This is a genomic window from Pseudomonas sp. SK, assembly GCF_012975065.1.
GTDB lineage: Bacteria > Pseudomonadota > Gammaproteobacteria > Pseudomonadales > Pseudomonadaceae > Aquipseudomonas > Aquipseudomonas anuradhapurensis.
In genome coordinates this window covers 2,906,682-2,925,371 of sequence record NZ_CP051857.1, presented here as the reverse complement: position 1 = coordinate 2,925,371, position 18,690 = coordinate 2,906,682, and the positions used below count along the sequence as shown (strand labels likewise).

At 64.0% G+C, this 18,690-nt stretch carries 15 protein-coding genes and 1 pseudogene; 12 read left to right on the top strand and 4 right to left on the bottom strand.

Annotated features, from left to right (window positions below):
- Positions 1 to 124: 124 nt before the first annotated feature.
- Complete coding sequence (locus HG549_RS13520; protein WP_170029978.1) at positions 125 to 1,015, bottom strand: universal stress protein; 891 nt, start codon at positions 1,013 to 1,015, stop codon at positions 125 to 127.
- Positions 1,016 to 1,140: 125 nt separating this feature from the next.
- On the opposite strand from HG549_RS13520, the gene hisN reads away from it, so the two are divergent.
- A complete protein-coding gene (gene hisN, locus HG549_RS13515; protein ID WP_170029976.1) occupies positions 1,141 to 1,932 on the top strand; it encodes a histidinol-phosphatase in 792 nt (263 codons plus the stop codon).
- Between the two features lie 65 nt (positions 1,933 to 1,997).
- Here hisN and HG549_RS13510 read toward each other — a convergent pair whose 3' ends face one another.
- Entirely contained in the window at positions 1,998 to 3,368 is a 1,371-nt protein-coding gene (locus HG549_RS13510) for a hypothetical protein (protein WP_170029974.1), read from the bottom strand.
- Positions 3,369 to 3,588: 220 nt separating this feature from the next.
- Here HG549_RS13510 and HG549_RS13505 point away from each other — a divergent pair, with 220 nt between their 5' ends.
- From HG549_RS13505 to HG549_RS13455, 11 genes and pseudogenes are all read left to right on the top strand, one after another.
- The gene (locus tag HG549_RS13505) at positions 3,589 to 4,320 is read left to right on the top strand and encodes a hypothetical protein (protein WP_170029972.1); all 732 of its coding nucleotides are present in this window, start codon (positions 3,589 to 3,591) and stop codon (positions 4,318 to 4,320) included.
- Positions 4,321 to 4,568: 248 nt separating this feature from the next.
- Positions 4,569 to 5,525, top strand: a complete 957-nt coding sequence (locus HG549_RS13500) for an AraC family transcriptional regulator (RefSeq protein WP_170029970.1) — start codon at positions 4,569 to 4,571, stop codon at positions 5,523 to 5,525.
- Between the two features lie 112 nt (positions 5,526 to 5,637).
- Complete coding sequence (gene benA / locus HG549_RS13495; protein ID WP_170029968.1) at positions 5,638 to 6,996, top strand: benzoate 1,2-dioxygenase large subunit; 1,359 nt, start codon at positions 5,638 to 5,640, stop codon at positions 6,994 to 6,996.
- Positions 6,993 to 7,478, top strand: coding sequence for a benzoate 1,2-dioxygenase small subunit (benB, locus tag HG549_RS13490; protein ID WP_170029966.1), 486 nt, complete (start codon positions 6,993 to 6,995; stop codon positions 7,476 to 7,478). The genes benA and benB overlap by 4 nt, the downstream gene beginning before the upstream one ends.
- 72 nt (positions 7,479 to 7,550) lie before the next feature.
- Positions 7,551 to 8,561 carry a benzoate 1,2-dioxygenase electron transfer component BenC gene (gene benC / locus HG549_RS13485; protein ID WP_170029964.1) on the top strand — a complete coding sequence of 337 codons (1,011 nt, stop codon included), beginning with the start codon at positions 7,551 to 7,553 and terminating at the stop codon, positions 8,559 to 8,561.
- Between the two features lie 148 nt (positions 8,562 to 8,709).
- Complete coding sequence (locus HG549_RS13480; protein ID WP_170029962.1) at positions 8,710 to 9,471, top strand: 1,6-dihydroxycyclohexa-2,4-diene-1-carboxylate dehydrogenase; 762 nt, start codon at positions 8,710 to 8,712, stop codon at positions 9,469 to 9,471.
- A gap of 57 nt (positions 9,472 to 9,528) precedes the next feature.
- The gene (locus HG549_RS13475; protein ID WP_170029960.1) at positions 9,529 to 10,857 is read left to right on the top strand and encodes an aromatic acid/H+ symport family MFS transporter; all 1,329 of its coding nucleotides are present in this window, start codon (positions 9,529 to 9,531) and stop codon (positions 10,855 to 10,857) included.
- Positions 10,858 to 10,887: 30 nt separating this feature from the next.
- Entirely contained in the window at positions 10,888 to 11,802 is a 915-nt protein-coding gene (gene catA / locus HG549_RS13470) for a catechol 1,2-dioxygenase (RefSeq protein WP_170029958.1), read from the top strand.
- Between the two features lie 138 nt (positions 11,803 to 11,940).
- Positions 11,941 to 13,140 carry a benzoate/H(+) symporter BenE family transporter gene (locus HG549_RS13465; RefSeq protein WP_170029956.1) on the top strand — a complete coding sequence of 400 codons (1,200 nt, stop codon included), beginning with the start codon at positions 11,941 to 11,943 and terminating at the stop codon, positions 13,138 to 13,140.
- A gap of 54 nt (positions 13,141 to 13,194) precedes the next feature.
- On the top strand, positions 13,195 to 14,445 hold the full coding sequence (locus HG549_RS13460; protein WP_170029954.1) for an OprD family porin: 1,251 nt from the start codon (positions 13,195 to 13,197) through the stop codon (positions 14,443 to 14,445).
- A 163-nt stretch (positions 14,446 to 14,608) separates the two neighbouring features.
- Positions 14,609 to 15,684, top strand: a pseudogene (locus tag HG549_RS13455) (metal-dependent hydrolase).
- Between the two features lie 128 nt (positions 15,685 to 15,812).
- Here HG549_RS13455 and HG549_RS13450 read toward each other — a convergent pair.
- Both HG549_RS13450 and HG549_RS13445 read right to left on the bottom strand, forming a co-directional pair.
- Positions 15,813 to 16,823: an aldo/keto reductase gene (locus HG549_RS13450; RefSeq protein ID WP_170029952.1), complete on the bottom strand. Its 1,011-nt coding sequence runs from the start codon at positions 16,821 to 16,823 to the stop codon at positions 15,813 to 15,815.
- Between the two features lie 72 nt (positions 16,824 to 16,895).
- Complete coding sequence (locus tag HG549_RS13445; protein WP_170029950.1) at positions 16,896 to 18,416, bottom strand: FAD-dependent oxidoreductase; 1,521 nt, start codon at positions 18,414 to 18,416, stop codon at positions 16,896 to 16,898.
- Positions 18,417 to 18,690: the final 274 nt, after the last annotated feature.

The following is an 18,690-nucleotide window of genomic DNA, read 5'->3' as shown; positions in this document are numbered from 1 at the left end:
GGGCCAAGCGGTACTGGCGCCTTCGCGGGCACGCCCGCTCCCACAAGTGCGTCACGGATGCTGGCAATTGCGATCACCCGTGGGAGCGCGCCCGCGCGAATCGGTCGGTTCAGCCAACCAGTACTCAGCGGACCGCCTTGATTGCCAATACGTTGCACAGCGGGTGTTCCAGCACATGCGCCGTGGTTCCGCCCAGGAAGGTCTGCAGGGCGTCATGCCGGTGGCTGCCCATCACGATCACGTCGGCCCGGCTATGACCGACGAACTGGGCAATGGCCTTGATTGCAGGGCCTTCCAGGAAGTGCCGACGCTCCAACGGAATCTGATGGTGGTCGCCCAGGCGGTTGAACGCCGCCCGCTGGGCGGCCCGCAGGTTGCCATCGAAGCCGGGCATGGTGACCGTACCAGCACCGAAGTCGGCAATGTGGGTCTTCGCTGCGTCGCATACATGCAGCAGGTGCAGCTCGGCGTTGCACTGCAGGGCCAGGGCATGGGCGCAGTGAATCACCTGTTCGTCCAGATGCTCGCCAGCGCCATGGCTGTTCAGGTCCACAGCGGCAGCGATCTGCCGGGGCAGGGGCAGGCGGATATCGCTGACCAGGTGCACGGCGACCGGGCTGTCCTTGAGCAACTGCCAGTCCAGTGGCGTCACCAGCAGGCGCTTGAGCACCGGTTCGTGCTGCACGTCCTTGATCAGCAGGTCGCACCCCAGGCGTTCGACCCGTTCCAGCACACTGCCCAGCGGGTCACGGGTCAGCAGCAGCTCGGTGGACACGTCCAGGCCGGCGTTGACCAGTTGTTCGGCTTCGTCCGCCAGCCATTGGCGGTTGTCGCTGAGCAGCCGTTCGCGTTCGCGGCTATCGCTCATCAAGCCGAAGGTGTCGACATCGTCGACGAATACATTGATATCCAGCAAGGCACCGTTGGATTCCGCCAACGCCGCCGCGCGTTGCAGCGCCGGCGTGTGACGCATCTGCGGGCCGAGCATGACGAACAGACGCTTGAACTGGCTCATCGCACACCTCCACGTGTGGCAGCCCCCCGGTGATCTGGTCATGTTCAGTCTAGACCGCTGCCACGTACAGCGGGGCAGTGTGTCGGGTATGATGCGTGCCCCATCTTTGTCACGAGGCCCGTCCCATGTCCCTGAGTGCTGAACAGATCGGCGAGTACCGCGCCTTTGCCGAGCAGTTGGCCGATGCTGCCGCCGAAGCGATCAAGCCCTACTTTCGCGCCAGCCTGGATGTCGAGGACAAGGGCGGGCGCCTGTACGACCCGGTGACCGTGGCCGACAAGGCGGCCGAAGACGCCATGCGCGCGCTGATCCAGGCCCGTTACCCCGAGCACGGTATTCTCGGCGAGGAAGCCGGGGTGGCGGTCGGCAGCAGCCCGCTGACCTGGGTGCTCGACCCGATCGACGGTACCCGCGCCTTCATCACCGGCCTGCCGCTGTGGGGCACGCTGATCGCCCTCAACGACGGCACGCAGCCGGTGGTAGGGGTGATGAACCAGCCGTTCACCGCTGAGCGCTTCGTCGGTACGCCGGAAGGCGCCTGGCGCAACGGTACGCCGCTGAAGACCCGCGCCTGCGGCGACCTGGCTTCGGCCACCCTGATGTGCACCACCCCGGACATGTTCGACACCGCTGAACGCAAGGCGGCGTTCGAGGCGGTTGCCGGCAAGGCGCGGCTGATGCGCTACGGCGGCGATTGCTATGCCTACTGCATGCTGGCCTCGGGGTTTGTCGATGTGATCGTCGAGGCCAGCCTGCAGCCTTACGACGTACAGGCGTTGATGCCGATCATCGAAGGGGCAGGTGGGGTGATCACCGCGTGGGATGGCAGCAGTGCACAGAATGGTGGGTGCGTGGTGGCCTGCGGTGATCCGGTGCTGCATGCGCAGGTCGTGGAGATGTTGCGCCAGCGCCAGTGAACAGGCTTCAAACCCTAGCGTGGCAAGCCATTGTATTCAATGGCTTGCCAGCGGTTCAGCGGCAATCAGATGAAGAGTTTCATGGCACAACGCCCGCCCTCGTTCAACTCTGAGATGAAACGCAGTCCGTCCGATCCAAGGTGCGCTGCGCGCAGGGTGTTGAGTTTATCTGTTGGAACCCGGTAGCACCCTTCGGAAGCGAAGTTGCCGTCCAATTTGCCGTCCCGGGTGACCTTGAAGATGATGCCCTGGTCGTAAAAACTGGACCCGTCCACGTGCATCAGGTTTCCAGCGATGTAGACCGCCCCATCGCTGGCAAGGATGATGGACTCCGTTGCGAGGGCCCTGATATCAGTACCTGGATCAATATCGACGCTGAGCACACCATCTTCATTGAACTGTGTGTCGGGCAAGCCGGTTTGCTTGTGGTAGGCACGGATCGTCAGGTTGATTGGGCGCCCCGGCTCGCTGGTGAAATAGGTGCCCTGGGCGATAATGATCCTGCTTTCATCAGCACCCAGGTGGATGTTGCAGTCATCAAGTTGGATATAACCGTTCTGGTTGAAGTCCGTATCCAGCAGGCCGTTGCTCTTGTATCTGGCGACGATACCCGATACACCTTCCTTCCCGGCCAGGGCAAAACCACCGTCCTCGAAGAAGTGACAACCCCACGGCTTGAACGTATCACCCAGGAAATTCGGAATGAGCCATTGGCTATGAGTGCCATCTGGACCGAGACCGGGTACTGGGGCCCCAGTCTTGGCATCATGCAGAGCGACCCACAGCCGTTGACTGTTTGGCTGAAACTCGAGCGAAGAGGCGTACAAGGTCTTGATATTGTTGCCCAGCAACACACTACGGGCGGCGGGAGCAAACACCCTGTCCTTATATCTGTTCTCCAGGTGTTCCGGGGCCTTTGACTTATTGACAGGTTTTACTGTCGGGCGTTGTTCGGGCTTGGTGGTGGTTGTTGCTTTTGCGTTGCGCTGGCTACCAGGTTTTATCGTGATCATCCCTTTCGTGCCGAAACCAGCCAGCGCTGCGAAGTTGTTTTGGTAGTGGCCGACAGCGGCATGCCAGAGCCAGTCATCACCATTCCATGTTACACGTAATGCCTGCGCGATGTAGTTCGAGTCAGACTCAGGTCTCGCGGGCGTGATGAACTGGAACGCCTGTTCATCCAGCCCGGGATCTTCAATTGCGACGAAGCCTGGATCGGACTCCCAGACACCTTTGGCGTCCATCCTTGCAAAAAAATCAAACTCCTCTCCATTGATCGTAACGCCGCCGGCCCAAGCAATACGGTGCGCTGAATCAGTTGTTGTCGAATGGACCGTGCCCGAAGATAAACTGCCTGGAGGAAATGGCAAATTGGCATAACCCTCAATGCCAAAGTCCGGATCCAGTTCGCCGGGGTTCTTTACATATTTACTCATGGTGATTGCTCCGTGGGTGGTGCGGAGTATCTTTCGCCGTCGTACGCAAATGCGAAACTGGCAAATCTATCAGGGGGCTCACTACACGGCGGCCACATGGCTTGCTGCGTTTGGCAGATCCTGACTCTCTGCATTTCGCACTTTTCGGACTTTCTGGGCTCTATGCTTGGCCAGGCTGCACCGATCCCCGGTGCGGCCGCCGAATATCGACCCGGTGCCGATGGTTGCAAGCAATACCAAAATCCTTTCACGCCTGCTGCTGGTTGGCGCCTTCAGCTGCCTGTGCGCCTGCACCCAGGAGCAGGGGCGCGACATGCTCGATCAGCTCGGCAACGGCAAGCCCAGCGAGCTGTTCCAGACCAGCGTCGACCGCATGGCCACGCTGGCCATGCGCGACAACCTGCAAAGCCTGTACCTGTTGATGAACAAGCTGTACCTGCGCAACCCCAACCAGTGGAAGCTGTCCGGCTACGTCGACGCCGCCACCACCGAGCGGCAGATCCGCATCGCCATCGAACAACGCCAGCCGCTGCCGCAACTGGGCAAGCGCCGTGACCTGGCGGCCTTGAGTTATGCCCTGAGCCCGGAGTTCCGTGGCGATCGGGTAGGCGCGTTCATCTACGCCATCGGCAGCATGCTGATCACCGCGCATGGCGGGCGTACCGAGTTCTACATGACCGATACCATCGATCCGCTGTTCGTCAACAACGCTGCGCGCAACATCGAAAAAGCCACCTGGATGCTGAGCCAGCGACAAGATGCCAATGGGGAGCTGTTGCTGTTCTCCAATGAAATTTCCGAGGAAGGCAGCAACCTCAGCTTTGCCGTGGAGTTCGGCAAGATCGTGGCGCGCCTGGATTTGCTGGCCGAGCTGCTTGACGAACGCTATCGGCGGATTGGCCTGAACTACGCGCAGAGCCTGTTGTTGATGAACTTCCTGCCAGTACAGTGAGGGTGCAGCACTGAGCGTGCGATAACCGCACGCCCATGGCCGTCGGCTGTCCGCTATCCGCCCGGCCATTGCCTGCCGCGCATTGCCCATCCCCGGCCATTTTGCTTAAGTGGGGGCATTCACCGGTTGTCGCCTGCCCCCTGCGCCCACCAGCCGGCTCGATAGAATGACCGTGACGACCGCAATCACCGCCTGTCTGGCTGTAGGTTGCGGCGACCAGAACAACAACGATACCGAGTGCCCTGCCTATGGAAAGCCGCCTGCTGAGCGAGCGCAGTAGCGTGTTTCATCACGCCGACCCTTATGCGGTGTCCGATTATGTGAACCAGCATGTAGGCCAGCATTGCATCGGTCTGTCCCGCACCACCCATCCCCAGGCCAGCCTCAGCCACCGCAAGTTCGCCGAACTGGACCTGTGCCGCATCAGCTATGGCGGCAGCGTACGCGTCACCTCGCCAGCACTGGAAACCATCTACCACCTGCAGCTGTTGCTCAACGGCAACTGCTTGTGGCGTGGGCCCAAGCGCGAGCAGCACCTGGTACCGGGCGAGCTGCTGCTGATCAACCCGGATGATCCGGTCGACCTGACCTATTCGGAAGACTGCGAGAAATTCATCCTCAAGGTGCCGGCCCGGCTGCTCGACTCGATCTGCGACGAACAGCGCTGGCAGCGGCCCGATGGCGGTGTGCGCTTCCTGCGCAACCATTATCGGCTGGATGAGCTGGACGGTTTCGTCAACCTGCTGGCGATGGTGTGCCATGAAGCGGAAGTGAGCGATTCGCTGCCAAGGGTACAGGGCCATTACAGCCAGATCGTCGCCAGCAAGTTGCTGACGCTGATGACTACCAATATCCGTCGCGAGCGCCTGGGTTCACCCGGAGCAAGCCTGGAACGAATCCTCGACTACATCGAACGCAACCTAAGGCTCGAACTTTCCGCCGAAGCGTTGGCAGAGCAGGCATGCATGAGCCTGCGCTCGTTGTATGCACTGTTCGACCGCCACCTGGGCACCACGCCCAAGCAGTATGTGCGCCAGCGCAAGCTGGCGCAGGTGCATGCCTGTCTGGGCGATGCCAGCTGCAGCGTGCGCAGCGTGACCGAACTGGCCATGGACTACGGCTTCCTGCACCTGGGGCGGTTTTCCGAGGTGTATCGGCAGCAGTTTGGCGAGCTGCCCTCGGAAACCTTGCGCAATCGGCGCTGAACCAGCCACTGCCTGCACAAAACGGATAGCACTGCGCACAAAGCGGATATTGCTGCCGCCTACCAATCCCTAACCTGACCAGGTCCAAACAATAACAAGGGAGACCCTGGCCATGTCCCTGGGATTCGACTACCTCAATGCCTTGCTCGAGGACGACCGTGAAAAGGGCATCTACCGCTGCAAGCGCGAGATGTTCACCGACCCACGCCTGTTCGATCTGGAGATGAAACACATCTTCGAGGGCAACTGGATCTACCTGGCCCACGAAAGCCAGATCCCCGAGAACAACGACTTCCTCACCCTGACCATGGGGCGCCAGCCGATCTTCATCGCGCGCAACAAGGACGGTGAGCTGAATGCCTTCCTCAACGCCTGCAGCCACCGTGGCGCCATGCTCTGCCGGCACAAGCGCGGCAACCGCTCCAGCTACACCTGCCCGTTCCACGGCTGGACGTTCAACAACAGCGGCAAGCTGCTGAAAGTTAAGGACCCAGGCAACGCCGGCTACCCCGCCAGCTTCAACTGCGATGGCTCCCACGACCTGACCAGGGTGGCGCGCTTCGAGTCGTACCGGGGCTTTCTGTTTGGCAGCCTGAAGGCCGACGTCAAACCGCTGGTCGAACACCTGGGCGAGTCGGCGAAAATCATCGACATGATCGTCGACCAGTCGCCACAAGGCCTGGAAGTGCTGCGTGGGGCCAGTTCGTATATCTACGAAGGCAACTGGAAGCTCACCGCGGAGAACGGCGCCGACGGTTACCACGTCAGCTCCGTGCACTGGAACTACGCCGCCACCCAGAACCAGCGCAAGCAGCGCGAGGCGGGCGAGGAGATCAAGACCATGAGCGCCGGGGCCTGGGCCAAGCAGGGCGGTGGCTTCTACTCCTTCGACCACGGCCACCTGCTGCTGTGGACCCGCTGGGCCAACCCGGAGGACCGCCCGGCCTACGAGCGCCGGGAGCAGCTGGCAGCCGATTTCGGCCAGGCGCGTGCCGACTGGATGATCGAGAACTCGCGCAACCTGTGCCTGTACCCGAATGTGTACCTGATGGACCAGTTCAGCTCGCAGATCCGCATCGCCCGGCCGATTTCGGTGAACAAGACCGAAATCACCATCTATTGCATCGCGCCGAAAGGCGAGAGCGCCGATGCCCGCGCCAAGCGCATTCGCCAGTACGAGGATTTCTTCAACGTCAGCGGCATGGCCACCCCGGACGACCTCGAAGAGTTCCGCTCGTGCCAGACCGGCTACGGCGGCGGCAGCGGCTGGAACGACATGTCCCGTGGGGCTGCGCACTGGGTGCAAGGCGCCGACGAGGCGGCCAGGGAGATTGCGCTGAAGCCGCTGTTGTCTGGCGTGCGCACCGAGGACGAAGGCTTGTTCGTGCTGCAGCACAAGTACTGGCAGGACACCATGATCCAGGCCCTGAAGGACGAACAGCAACTGATCCCCGTGGAGGCCGTGCAATGAGCCTGTATGACACCGTGCGCGACTTCCTCTACCGCGAGGCGCGCTACCTGGACGACGCCCAATGGGACCAGTGGCTGGAACTGTACGCCAGCGATGCCACTTTCTGGATGCCGAGCTGGGACGATGACGACACCCTGACCGAGGACCCGCAAAGCGAAATCTCGCTGATCTGGTATGGCAACCGCGGCGGCCTGGAAGACCGCGTGTTCCGGATCAAGACCGAGCGCTCCAGCGCGACCGTGCCCGACACCCGCACCTCGCACAACATCAGCAACATCGAGATCGTCGGGCAGGCTGACGGGCTGTGCCAGGTGCGCTTCAACTGGCACACCCTGAGCTTCCGCTACAAGACCACCGACAGTTACTTCGGCAGCAGTTTCTACACCCTCGACCTGCGCGGCGAGCAGCCGCTGATCAAGGCCAAGAAGGTGGTGCTGAAGAACGACTACGTGCGCCAGGTCATCGACATCTACCACATCTGATCCAGGGTCTTGCGAGTACTGCCCGGTGCCTCCTGCGATGCGCCGTGGCCCGGCTCGCCCGCGAGGTGCAACATGAGCTACCAGATCGCACTGAATTTCGAAGACGGGGTAACCCGCTTCATCGAAGCCACCGGCCATGAAACCGTGGCCGATGCTGCCTACCGCCAGGGCATCAACATTCCGCTGGACTGCCGCGACGGCGCCTGCGGCACCTGCAAGTGCAAGGCCGAGTCCGGCCGTTACGAGCTGGGTGACAACTTCATCGAGGATGCCCTGAGCGCAGACGAAGTCGCCGAAGGCTACGTGCTGACCTGCCAGATGCGCGCGGCAAGTGACTGCGTGATCCGCATTCCGGCCTCGTCGCAGCTGTGCAAGACCGAGCAGGCCTGTTTCGAGGCCGCGATCAGCGCCGTGCGCCCGCTGTCGGCCAGTACCATCGCCCTGTCGCTCAGGGGTGAGGCCCTCAGCCGCCTGGCGTTCCTGCCCGGGCAATACGTCAATCTCAAGGTACCGGGCAGCGAGCAGAGCCGCGCCTATTCGTTCAGCTCGCTGCAGAAGGACGGCGAAGTCAGCTTCCTGATCCGCAACGTGCCGGGCGGGCTGATGAGCAGTTTCCTGACCAACCTGGCCAAGGCCGGCGACAGCATGACCCTGGCCGGGCCGCTGGGCAGCTTCTACCTGCGGCCAATCCAGCGCCCACTGCTGTTGCTGGCTGGTGGTACCGGCCTGGCACCGTTCACGGCAATGCTGGAGAAGATCGCCGAGCAGGGCAGCGAGCACCCGTTGCACCTTATCTACGGGGTGACCAACGACTTCGACCTGGTCGAGCTCGACCGCCTGCAGGCCTTGGCGGCGCGCATCCCCAACTTCACCTTCAGCGCCTGCGTGGCCAACCCTGACAGCCAATACCCACGCAAGGGTTACGTGACCCAGCACATCGAGCCGCACCACCTCAACGATGGCGATGTCGACGTGTACCTGTGCGGCCCGCCGCCGATGGTCGAGGCGGTGAGCCAGTACGTGCGTGAGCAGGGCATCACCCCGGCGAACTTCTACTACGAGAAGTTCGCGGCAGCGGCCTGACCGCTTCTTTCATCGCAAGCAATACGCCAACCCTGTGGGAGCGGGCGTGCCCGCGAAGAGGCCAGCGAGTTCAACGACGTTGTCTGGCCGGACGCGTTCGCGGGCATGCCCGCTCCCACAGCTGCCATGGCGAACCGGAGAGATGGATATGAACAACAGATTCCAAGGCAAGGTCGCCCTGGTTACCGGCGCCGCCCAGGGCATCGGCCGTGGCGTGTGCTGGCGGCTCAAGGCCGAAGGCGCGCAAGTGGTCGCGGTAGACCGCTCCGAACTGGTCCACGAACTGGCCGGCGAGGGCATGCTCACCCTCACTGCCGACCTCGAACAGCATGCCGACTGCGCGCGGGTCATGGCCAGCGCGGTAGCCACCTTCAGCCGCCTCGACATCCTGGTCAACAACGTCGGCGGCACCATCTGGGCCAAACCGTTCGAGCATTACCAGGTGGAGCAGATCGAAGCCGAAGTGCGCCGCTCGCTGTTCCCCACCCTGTGGTGCTGCCACGCCGCCTTGCCCTACATGCTCGAACGCGGCAGCGGCGCCATCGTCAATGTCTCGTCCATCGCCACCCGCGGCATCAACCGCGTGCCTTACGGGGCGGCCAAGGGCGGTGTCAACGCGCTCACGGCTTGCCTGGCGTTCGAAACGGCCGGGCGCGGCATCCGGGTCAACGCCACCGCGCCCGGCGGCACTGAAGCGCCACCCCGGCGCGTGCCGCGCAACAACGCCGAGCAGACCGAGCAGGAACAGCGCTGGTACCAGCAGATCGTCGACCAGACCCTCGACAGCAGCCTGATGCACCGCTACGGCAGCATCGACGAGCAGGTGGGCGCAATTCTCTTCCTCGCTTCCGACGAGGCCTCGTACATCACCGGCGTGACCTTGCCGGTGGGGGGCGGCGACCTCGGCTGAGCAGTGCCCAGGGCAAAAAAGCTTTCTTTCACAACAAAAACAAGAGTGATAGCTGCCATGCGAACCCTAGACGTACACCCGATCATCGATAATGCGCGTTTTACCCGCTTCCACTGGATGGTCATGGCCTGGTGCGGCCTGCTGTTGATCTTCGACGGCTATGACCTGTTCATCTACGGCGTGGTCCTGCCGGTGATCATGAAGGCGTGGGGCCTGACCCCTTTGCAGGCGGGTGCACTGGGCAGCTATGCGCTGTTCGGCATGATGTTCGGCGCCCTGGCCTTCGGCAGCCTGGCGGACCGTATCGGGCGCAAGCAGGGGATTGCCATCTGCTTCGCCCTGTTTTCCACGGCGACCATCCTCAACGGCTTCGCCAGCAGCCCCAGCGAGTTCGGCATCTACCGCTTCATTGCCGGCCTGGGCTGCGGCGGGCTGATGCCCAACGCCGTGGCGCTGATGAACGAATACGCGCCCAAGCGCCTGCGCAGCACACTGGTGGCGATCATGTTCAGTGGCTACTCGCTGGGCGGCATGCTCTCGGCGGGCGTCGGTATCTTCATGCTGCCGCGTTTCGGCTGGGAATCGATGTTCTTTGCCGCTGCCGTGCCACTGCTGCTGTTGCCGGTGATTCTCTATTACCTGCCCGAATCGATCGGCTTCCTGGTGCGCCGCGGCCGTAGCGAAGAAGCGCGCAAGCTGCTCAAGCGCCTGGACCCGGATTGCGACGTGCAGGCCGATGACCTGTTGCAGGCGGCCGACCGCAAGGGCAACGGCGCGTCGGTGCTGGAACTGTTCCGCAACGGCCTGGCGATCCGCACCCTGGCGCTGTGGCTGGCGTTCTTCTGCTGCCTGCTGATGGTCTACGCGCTCAGTTCCTGGTTGCCGAAGCTGATGGCCAGTGCCGGCTACAGCCTGGGCTCGAGCCTGTCGTTCCTGCTGGCCCTGAACTTCGGCGGCATGGCCGGGGCGATTCTCGGTGGTTGGCTGGGTGATCGCTACAACCTGGTCAAGGTCAAGGTGGCGTTCTTCATTACTGCTGCGCTGTCGATCAGCCTGCTGGGCGTCAACAGCCCGATGCCGCTGCTGTACCTGCTGATCTTCATTGCCGGCGCCACCACCATCGGCACGCAGATCCTGCTGTATGCCGGTGCCGCGCAGCTGTACGGGCTGTCGGTGCGCTCCACCGGGCTGGGCTGGGCCTCGGGCATCGGCCGCAATGGCGCCATTGTCGGGCCGCTGCTGGGCGGTGCACTGATGGGCATCAACCTGCCGTTGCAACTCAATTTCATCGCTTTCGCCGTCCCGGGTGCGATCGCCGCACTGGCCATGGCCGTGCACCTGGCCAGCGGCCGGCGGCAGGCCCAGGCCGTTTCGGCGCAGGCCTGACCCGAACAGAACAAGACGAGGTAAACCATCATGGCCGTAAAAATTTCCCACACTGCCGAACTCCAGCAGTTCTTCGAAGAGGCCGCCGGCCTGGGCAATGCTGCCGGCAGCCCGCGCCTGAAGCGTATCGTGCAGCGTGTGCTGCAGGACACCGCGCGGCTGATCGAGGACCTGGAGATCAGCGAGGACGAGTTCTGGCACGCCGTCGACTACCTCAACCGCCTGGGCGGGCGCGGCGAGGCCGGGCTGTTGGTAGCCGGGCTGGGCATCGAGCACTTCCTCGACCTGTTGCAGGATGCCAAGGACCAGCAGACCGGCCTGGTCGGCGGCACACCCCGCACCATCGAAGGCCCGCTGTACGTCGCCGGCGCGCCGATCAGCGTAGGTGAGGCGCGCATGGACGATGGCAGCGAGGAGGGCGTGGCCACGGCGCTGTACCTGGAGGGCCGGGTGCTCGACCCGCAGGGCCGACCGCTGCCAGGCGCCACGGTTGACCTTTGGCATGCCAATACCCGCGGTACCTATTCGTTCTTCGACCAGCGCCAGTCCGCATACAACCTGCGCCGGCGCATCGTTACCGACGCCGAAGGGCGCTATCGGGCGCGCTCCATCGTGCCATCGGGCTACGGTTGCGACCCACAGGGGCCGACCCAGGAATGCCTGGATCTGCTCGGCCGCCACGGCCAGCGCCCAGCGCATGTGCACTTCTTCATCTCGGCGCCGGGGCACCGGCACCTGACCACGCAGATCAACCTGGCCGGCGACCAGTACCTGTGGGACGACTTTGCCTATGCCACGCGGGACGGCCTGGTGGGGGAGGTGATGTTCGTCGAAGGGCCGGGCGGGCGGCATGGCGAATTGAAGTTCGACTTCCAGTTGCAGCAGGCCCAGGGCGGCGCGGATGAGCAGCGCAGTTGGCGCCCGCGGGCCTTGCAGCAGGCCTGATCGAGCGGCTGTGCCAGCCCCACGGGTCAAGTCCAGGCCTCGAACCTGCACGGTCCGGCGGGCGGGCACACCCACCAAGCCGCCAGCACAAAACAAGAGCCAGCCACCCAGGCCGGCCGCCGCCTTGCGAGAAGCGTCATGAAAACCTTGATCAAGGACAGCTCGCTGTCCGCCATCGTCGCCGGCTGCATCGCCACGATGATTTCTTATGCCGGCCCGTTGGTGATCATCTTCCACGCCGCCGAGGCTGCCGGCCTGTCCCAGCAGCAGCTGTCTTCGTGGGTCTGGGCGGTTTCCGTGGGCAGTGCCGTGCTCGGTGCGCTGCTCAGCCTGCGCTACCGGGAACCGGTGGTCATCGCCTGGTCCATCCCCGGTTCGGCGCTGCTGGTCACCGCCTTGCCGCAGCTTGGCCTGGAGCAGGCCGTGGGGGCCTATCTGGTGGCCAACCTGATCTTGCTGCTGATCGGTATCAGCGGGGCTTTCGACCGCATCATCGCGCACCTGCCGGGTTCCATTGCCGCCGGCATGCAGGCCGGCATCCTGTTCAGTTTCGGCATCGAAGTGTTCCGCGCCTTGCCGGTGCAACCGCTGCTGGTGCTGACCCTGTTCATCACCTACGTGCTGATGCGCCAGGTGCAGCCGCGCTACGCCGTGGCGGCGGTGTTGTGCGTGGGCACAGCCGTGAGCGTGGCCAGCGGTGCGTTGCGCAGCGAGGTGCTGGTGCTGCAGCTGGCGACACCACAGTGGGTGGCCCCGCAGTTCAGCTTGACGGCGGTGTTCAGCCTGGCACTGCCAATGGTGCTGGTCGCCCTGACCGGGCAGTTCATGCCAGGCATGGCGGTACTGCGCAACGCCGGCTACCGCACCCCGGCCAGCCCGATCATCAGCGCCAGCGCCTTGGCAGGTGCCGTGCTCGCGCCGTTCGCTTGCCACGGGCTGAACCTGGCGGCAGTTACTGCCAGCCTGTGCACCGGCCATGAAGCCCACGAAAACCCACGGCGGCGCTACGTGGCGGCGGTCGCTGGCAGTGCGCTGTACCTGCTGCTCGGGGTCGCCGGGGCGACCCTGATGTCGCTGTTCACCGCGTTTCCTGCCGCGCTGGTCGGCGCCCTGGCCGGGTTGGCCCTGTATGGCGCCATCAGCGAAGCCCTGGCCCGCAGCCTGGCCGCGCCGGCCGAGCGCGATGCCGGGCTGTTCACCTTCCTGGTCAGCGCTTCGGGGGTGACCTTCCTTGGCCTTTCAGCGGCGTTCTGGGGCTTGCTGTTCGGCCTGCTGGCCCACGCACTGCTTCGGTTATGCCAGCCAGGTGCCCGGGAGGTGCTGCGCCGTAACCCTTGAACCGCCGTGTTTCCAACGCTTTATCCATAAAAACAAGATCAAGAGAGCTTCGGAATGAACCACACCCCTTGCGTCGCCCTGGGCCTGACTTTGCTCAGCCAACCGTTGCTGGCCGCCGAAGGCGGCTTCTTCGCGGACTCGAAGGCCACCCTGAGCGCCCGTAATTACTACTTCAGCCGCGACTTCTCCGACATCGTCGGGGCCAACCGGCAATCCAAGGCCGAGGAGTGGGCCCAAGGTTTCATCCTCGATTTCAAGTCGGGATACACGCCCGGTACCGTCGGCTTTGGGGTGGATGCCCTGGGCCTGCTGGGCATCAAGCTCGACAGCAGCCCCGGGCGCACCAACACCGGCCTGTTGCCGGTGCATGGCGACGGCCGTGCCGCCGACGAATACAGCCGCCTGGCGCCGACCTTCAAGGCTCGCCTGGCGAAAACCGAACTGCGCGTCGGCGAACTGCAACCGAACCTGCCGGTGCTGACCTTCAGCGACATCCGCCTGCTGCCCCCGACCTACCAGGGGGCCAGCCTGAGCTCGGCGGATATCGACGGGCTGACCCTGCAGGCCGGGCACCTGAACAGCACCCACCTGCGCAACGAAGGCGGGGACGGCAAGATGAACGCCATGCTCGGCCATGTGCCGATGCGCCAGGCTGCCAGTGATGCCTTCAACTACCTGGGCGGGGACTATGCGTTCAATGCCAACCAGAGCAGTGTCAGCCTCTGGTATGGCCAGCTGGAGGACATCTACGCACAGGGCTTTGTCGGCTTCAAGCACAGCAAGCCTCTGGGCGACTGGGTGCTCGCGGCCAACCTGGGCTACTTCACGGCCCACGAGGATGGCGATGCGCTGCTGGGCGCTCTCGACAACCAGGCGTTCTTTTCGCTGTTCACGGCCCGCCATGGCGGGCACAGTTTCCACGTCGGCTACCAGGGTATCTATGGAGACAGCCCGTTCCCACGGGTATTCGCCAACATCTCGCCGCTGGGTAACGAGGTACCGACCTACGAGTTTGCCTACACCGACGAACGCTCTTACCAGGTGCGCTATGACTATAACTTTGCCGCCATGGGCGTGCCGGGGCTGACCGCGACCGTGCGCTATATCAGCGGTAACAACGTCGACACCGGGCACGGATATGAAGGACGCGACCGCGAGCGAGACCTGGATATCGGCTATGCGCTACAGGGTGGGATGCTGAAGGGGCTGGGCATACGGGTACGCAATGCCATGGCACGGTCCAACTACCGCAGCGATATCGACGAGAATCGCCTGACGCTGGTGTACACCTGGCAATTGTTCTAGATCCCCGGTTTCGGAGAATCCTGTAGGCGCGGCCTTGCGCAGCCCATCGCGACGCAAGGCCGCTCCTGCACCTGGCTGATGTATCACCTTCGAGATCCAGGAATTGCGCCTCGCGGCGGGTTGAGGGTAGCTTTCGGAAACCTAGCTTTCAGGAATGCCACCCGTGGACTCCATTACCCAAGCCGTACTCGGCGCCGCCTGCAAGGTAGCGTGCTCGGCCGCCTCCAGGGCCGCCGTTCGCTACTGTATGGTGCGGCGCTGGCCACGCTGCCCGACCTGGACGTGATCATCCGCTACGCCGATCCGGTGTCGCAGATGACCTATCACCGCGGCTTTTCCCATTCACTGTTGGTGCTGACCGGGCTGGCCTGGCTGCTGGCCTGGCTGGTCAACCGCTGCTGGCCAGGCAAGGGCTACAGCATGCCCAGGCTGTTCCTGGCGTTCTGGCTGGTACTGGTCACCCACCCGCTGCTCGATGCCTTCACGGTGTATGGCACACAGTTGTTCTGGCCTTTGCAGACTACTCCGCAGAGCTGGGCTGCGGTCTTCATCATCGACCCGGTCTACACCCTGCCGCTGCTGGCGGCGGTGATCTACGCCAGCTGCAAAGGGCTGACCCGCAAGGCCACGCGGCTGCTGACCCTGGCCCTGCTATTCGGCGCGGCCTACCTGGGTTTCGGCCTGGCCGGGCGCATGGCGGCCGAGCAGCGCTTCCAGGCGGCGCTCGACCAGCAAGGCCTTGTCGCCAGCGAAGTACGCGCCGTGCCGATTGCCTTCAACAGCCTGGTCTGGCGGGTGCTGGCCAAGACCCCGGATGGCGATTACTACGAAGGTATCAGCAGCGGGTTTGACCGGCAGGCGCCAGAAATGCAGCGCTTGCCACGTAATCTGGAACTGGCCAAGGTGCTTGCCGACCAGCCATTGCACCAGCGCCTGCGCTGGTTCACCGATGACTGGCTGCGCTACGACCAGATCGGCGATGCGCTGGTGGTCACCGACCTGCGCATGGGTATTCCAGGGAACTACACGTTCCGTTTCACCATGGCCCATCGCGACGACCAGGGGCGCTGGACGGCCGACGTGCCCTCGATGTGGCAGGGCGCCGGGCCAGGGTCGATGTTCAATGGCGATGACCTGGTGCTGATCTGGCGACGTATCGTCGACCAGCAGCCACCGTTGCCGTTGGCTGCATGGACCGACCGTTACCTGGGCGTCAGCACCGCTGAGCGGGGACACTGAGCGGCCAATGGCTGATGCCTGAGCGGGTAGCCTGCCTGTTCCGGACCTCGCGCGGGTGATCCCGCTCCCACAGAGCCTAACTCGGTGGGAGCAGGTTGACTTGCGAAGGGGCCGCAACAGCAGGGCAGTCAGCTGCGTGCGAGCCGCCCGCTCACATAATGCGCTACATCATTGAAGCCCGGCGTCGACGCATGCCCCGGTGTCACCAGCGAATCGATGAACGCCTCGTCCTCGGCGGTGATCTTCACGCCCAGCGCTCCACCATAGGTGGCCCACTGCTCCTCGGTGCGCGGGCCGACAATCGCCGAGCTGACCAGCTGGTTGTTCAGCACCCAGGCGATCGCGAATTCGACCATGCCCACGCCTTTGGCTTGCACGTAGGCCTGGATCTGCCGGGCAATGGCCAGTGACTCCTGGCGCCACTCCACCTCCATGATGCGTTTGTCCTGGCGCCCAGCCCGGCTACCTGAATCCGGCGTGGCGCCCGGTGCGTACTTGCCGCTGAGCACGCCGCGCGCCAGCGGGCTGTAGGGCACCACACCCAGGCCATGCGCACCGGCAGCCGTCAGTTGCTCGGCTTCTGCCTGGCGGTTAACGATGTTGTACAGCGGTTGGCTGATCACCGGCCTGGGCACGCCCAGGCGCTCGGCAATGTGGCATACCTCGGCGATCCGCCAGCCGCGGAAGTTGGACACGCCCCAATAGCGGATCTTGCCCTGGCGCAGCAGGTCGCCGATCGCCTGCACGCTTTCTTCCAGCGGCACCTTGTGGTCTTCGCGGTGCAGGTAGTAGATGTCCAGGTAGTCCATGTCCATGCGCGTCAAGGTTGCATGCAAGGCATTGAAGATATGCTTGCGCGACAGCCCGCTGCGGTTGGGCAAGCCATCGGCCGGGCCGAAACCGACCTTGCTGGCGACGATCCAGTCGTGACGGTGGCGGGCCACCGCTTCGCCGACGATTTCTTCCGAGCGCCCGGCGTTGTACACGTCGGCGGTGTCGATGAAGTTGATACCCTGGTCCCAGGCCTTGTCGATGATGCGCAGGGCGTCTTCGGTGCTGGTCTGCTCGCCGAACATCATGCTGCCCAGGGTCAGGGCGGAAACCTGCAGGCCACTGTGGCCGAGGGGGCGGTAAATCATGCGCGTGGTTCCTTTTGCAGTCGGCTGAGCTGCCTGTTTTACACACAACCGGGGCGCATTGAAAGGCGCACCTCAGCCGATCAGCAGCCGTGCCTCCTGCAGGCTCAGCGGGCGCTTCATGCGTTGCGACAGTGTCGCCATGGCATCCGAGTAGCCCTTGGCGATTACCGCCTCGACCCGCTCGTCCAGGCATTGCAAGGCGATGAAGTCACCTTGCTCCGGGGCGCCGACGAACTCGATATGGTTCCACTCCTGCGCATGGCCCAGTACCTCGTAGGTGCGGCCGTGCTGGTAGGTCCAGAAGAACGGCACGTCGGCGTAGCGGCGCTGTTCGCCGAGCATGTTCGCGGCGGCGATCACCCCGTGTTGCTGGGCCAGGCGCCAATGCTCGATGCGCACCGGGCGCCCGGTGAGCGGGAAGGTGGCGATATCGCCCGCGGCCCACAGGCCATCTGCAGCACGCATTTCGGCATCGACCTGCACCGATTCGTCTTCCATCAGTTGCACGCCCTGAATGAACCCGGTGGCCGGCTTGACCCCGGTGCCGAGCAAGACCAGGGGCGTGTGCAGCCGTACACCGTTCGCCAGCAGCACGGCTTCGACCCTGCCATTGCCGTCGATGCGCTCGACCTCGGTGGGGCCATGGAAGACCACCCCTTTGCGTTCATGCAGGGCACGGATACTGCGGCCGATGCGCTCACCCAACTGGCGGGCCAGGGGCACTTCATGGCGGCTGACCAGGTGCACCTGCACGCCGTATTTGCGCAAGGCCGAGGCGGCTTCCAGGCCGATGAAGCCATCGCCGACGATTACCACCGGCTGCCCGGGTTCGGCAGCATCGAGCAACTGCGCGGCATCCTCCCGTGAACGCAGGGTGAACACCCCAGGCAGCTCGACCCCCGGGATTTCGGGGCGCAGCGCCTTGCCACCAGTGGCCAGCAGGCAGGCGTCGTAGTCGATCTGCTGGCCGTCGGCCAGGGTGAGCTGGCGCTTCTGGCTGTTCAATGTGCGGACCTTGCCATGCCTGCGCTGCAACTGGCCCTTGCGCAGGGCGTTGGGGTCGAGCAGGGCAGGTACTTCGTCGGGTGACATCTGCCCGGCGATGACGAATTTGCTGAGCGCCGTGCGGTCATAGCCTGGCTGGCGTTCCTGGTCGACCCAGATCAGGCGCCCGGCGAAACCATGGGCCAGCAGCGTGGCGACTGCGGCACTGCCGGCTGCACCGGCGCCGACCACCACGAAGCATCGGGCATCGCTGTGCCTGGGTGGTTCGATGGCCGGCAGCGGTTGATCATCGACCCAGACCTCGTCGCCTTTGACCCAGGCCTTGTAGCGGCGCAGGTCGGCCAGGGCCGGCGGCTCGCACACCGCGCCTTCGTCGACGGCGAACGCGGCCTTGTGCCATGGGCAGACCAGCAGGCCGCCGCAGACTACGCCTTGGTCGAGCGGAGCACCTTCGTGGGGACAGTTGCCCTGGTAGGCATGTATCTGGTCGCCTTGACGGATCAGGATGAGTTCCTCGCTGCCGGCCTGGACGCGCAGGGGGCGATGTTGGTCAAGCTCGGCCAGGCGGGCCACGGCGTGCTCGGTCATGGAATTCTCCAAAGGGGCCTTTGGAATCATTTGACGCCTGGACGGTGGTGGCGATGCGTCGAGCTGACGATCGGAGGGGCAAGCCACTGTGAGCGTCGGCTCGAATGCAGGAGCGGATTTATCCGCGAAACAGGCGACGCGGTGGCTGGCACCGGCTCTGCCGGTGTCCGCGGCTGAAGCCGCTCCTACAGGTACGGCGTCAAGTCGAAGCCGTTTGTAGGAGCGGATTTATCCGCGAAGCAGGCCACGCGGTGGCTGGCACCGGCTCTGCCGG

Coding starts and splice junctions, on each gene's coding strand:
- HG549_RS13520 (WP_170029978.1), bottom strand. CDS start 1,015: ATGAGCCAGTTCAAGCGTCTGTTCGTCATGCTCGGCCCGCAGATGCGT.
- hisN (WP_170029976.1), top strand. CDS start 1,141: ATGTCCCTGAGTGCTGAACAGATCGGCGAGTACCGCGCCTTTGCCGAG.
- HG549_RS13510 (WP_170029974.1), bottom strand. CDS start 3,368: ATGAGTAAATATGTAAAGAACCCCGGCGAACTGGATCCGGACTTTGGC.
- HG549_RS13505 (WP_170029972.1), top strand. CDS start 3,589: ATGGTTGCAAGCAATACCAAAATCCTTTCACGCCTGCTGCTGGTTGGC.
- HG549_RS13500 (WP_170029970.1), top strand. CDS start 4,569: ATGGAAAGCCGCCTGCTGAGCGAGCGCAGTAGCGTGTTTCATCACGCC.
- benA (WP_170029968.1), top strand. CDS start 5,638: ATGTCCCTGGGATTCGACTACCTCAATGCCTTGCTCGAGGACGACCGT.
- benB (WP_170029966.1), top strand. CDS start 6,993: ATGAGCCTGTATGACACCGTGCGCGACTTCCTCTACCGCGAGGCGCGC.
- benC (WP_170029964.1), top strand. CDS start 7,551: ATGAGCTACCAGATCGCACTGAATTTCGAAGACGGGGTAACCCGCTTC.
- HG549_RS13480 (WP_170029962.1), top strand. CDS start 8,710: ATGAACAACAGATTCCAAGGCAAGGTCGCCCTGGTTACCGGCGCCGCC.
- HG549_RS13475 (WP_170029960.1), top strand. CDS start 9,529: ATGCGAACCCTAGACGTACACCCGATCATCGATAATGCGCGTTTTACC.
- catA (WP_170029958.1), top strand. CDS start 10,888: ATGGCCGTAAAAATTTCCCACACTGCCGAACTCCAGCAGTTCTTCGAA.
- HG549_RS13465 (WP_170029956.1), top strand. CDS start 11,941: ATGAAAACCTTGATCAAGGACAGCTCGCTGTCCGCCATCGTCGCCGGC.
- HG549_RS13460 (WP_170029954.1), top strand. CDS start 13,195: ATGAACCACACCCCTTGCGTCGCCCTGGGCCTGACTTTGCTCAGCCAA.
- HG549_RS13450 (WP_170029952.1), bottom strand. CDS start 16,823: ATGATTTACCGCCCCCTCGGCCACAGTGGCCTGCAGGTTTCCGCCCTG.
- HG549_RS13445 (WP_170029950.1), bottom strand. CDS start 18,416: ATGACCGAGCACGCCGTGGCCCGCCTGGCCGAGCTTGACCAACATCGC.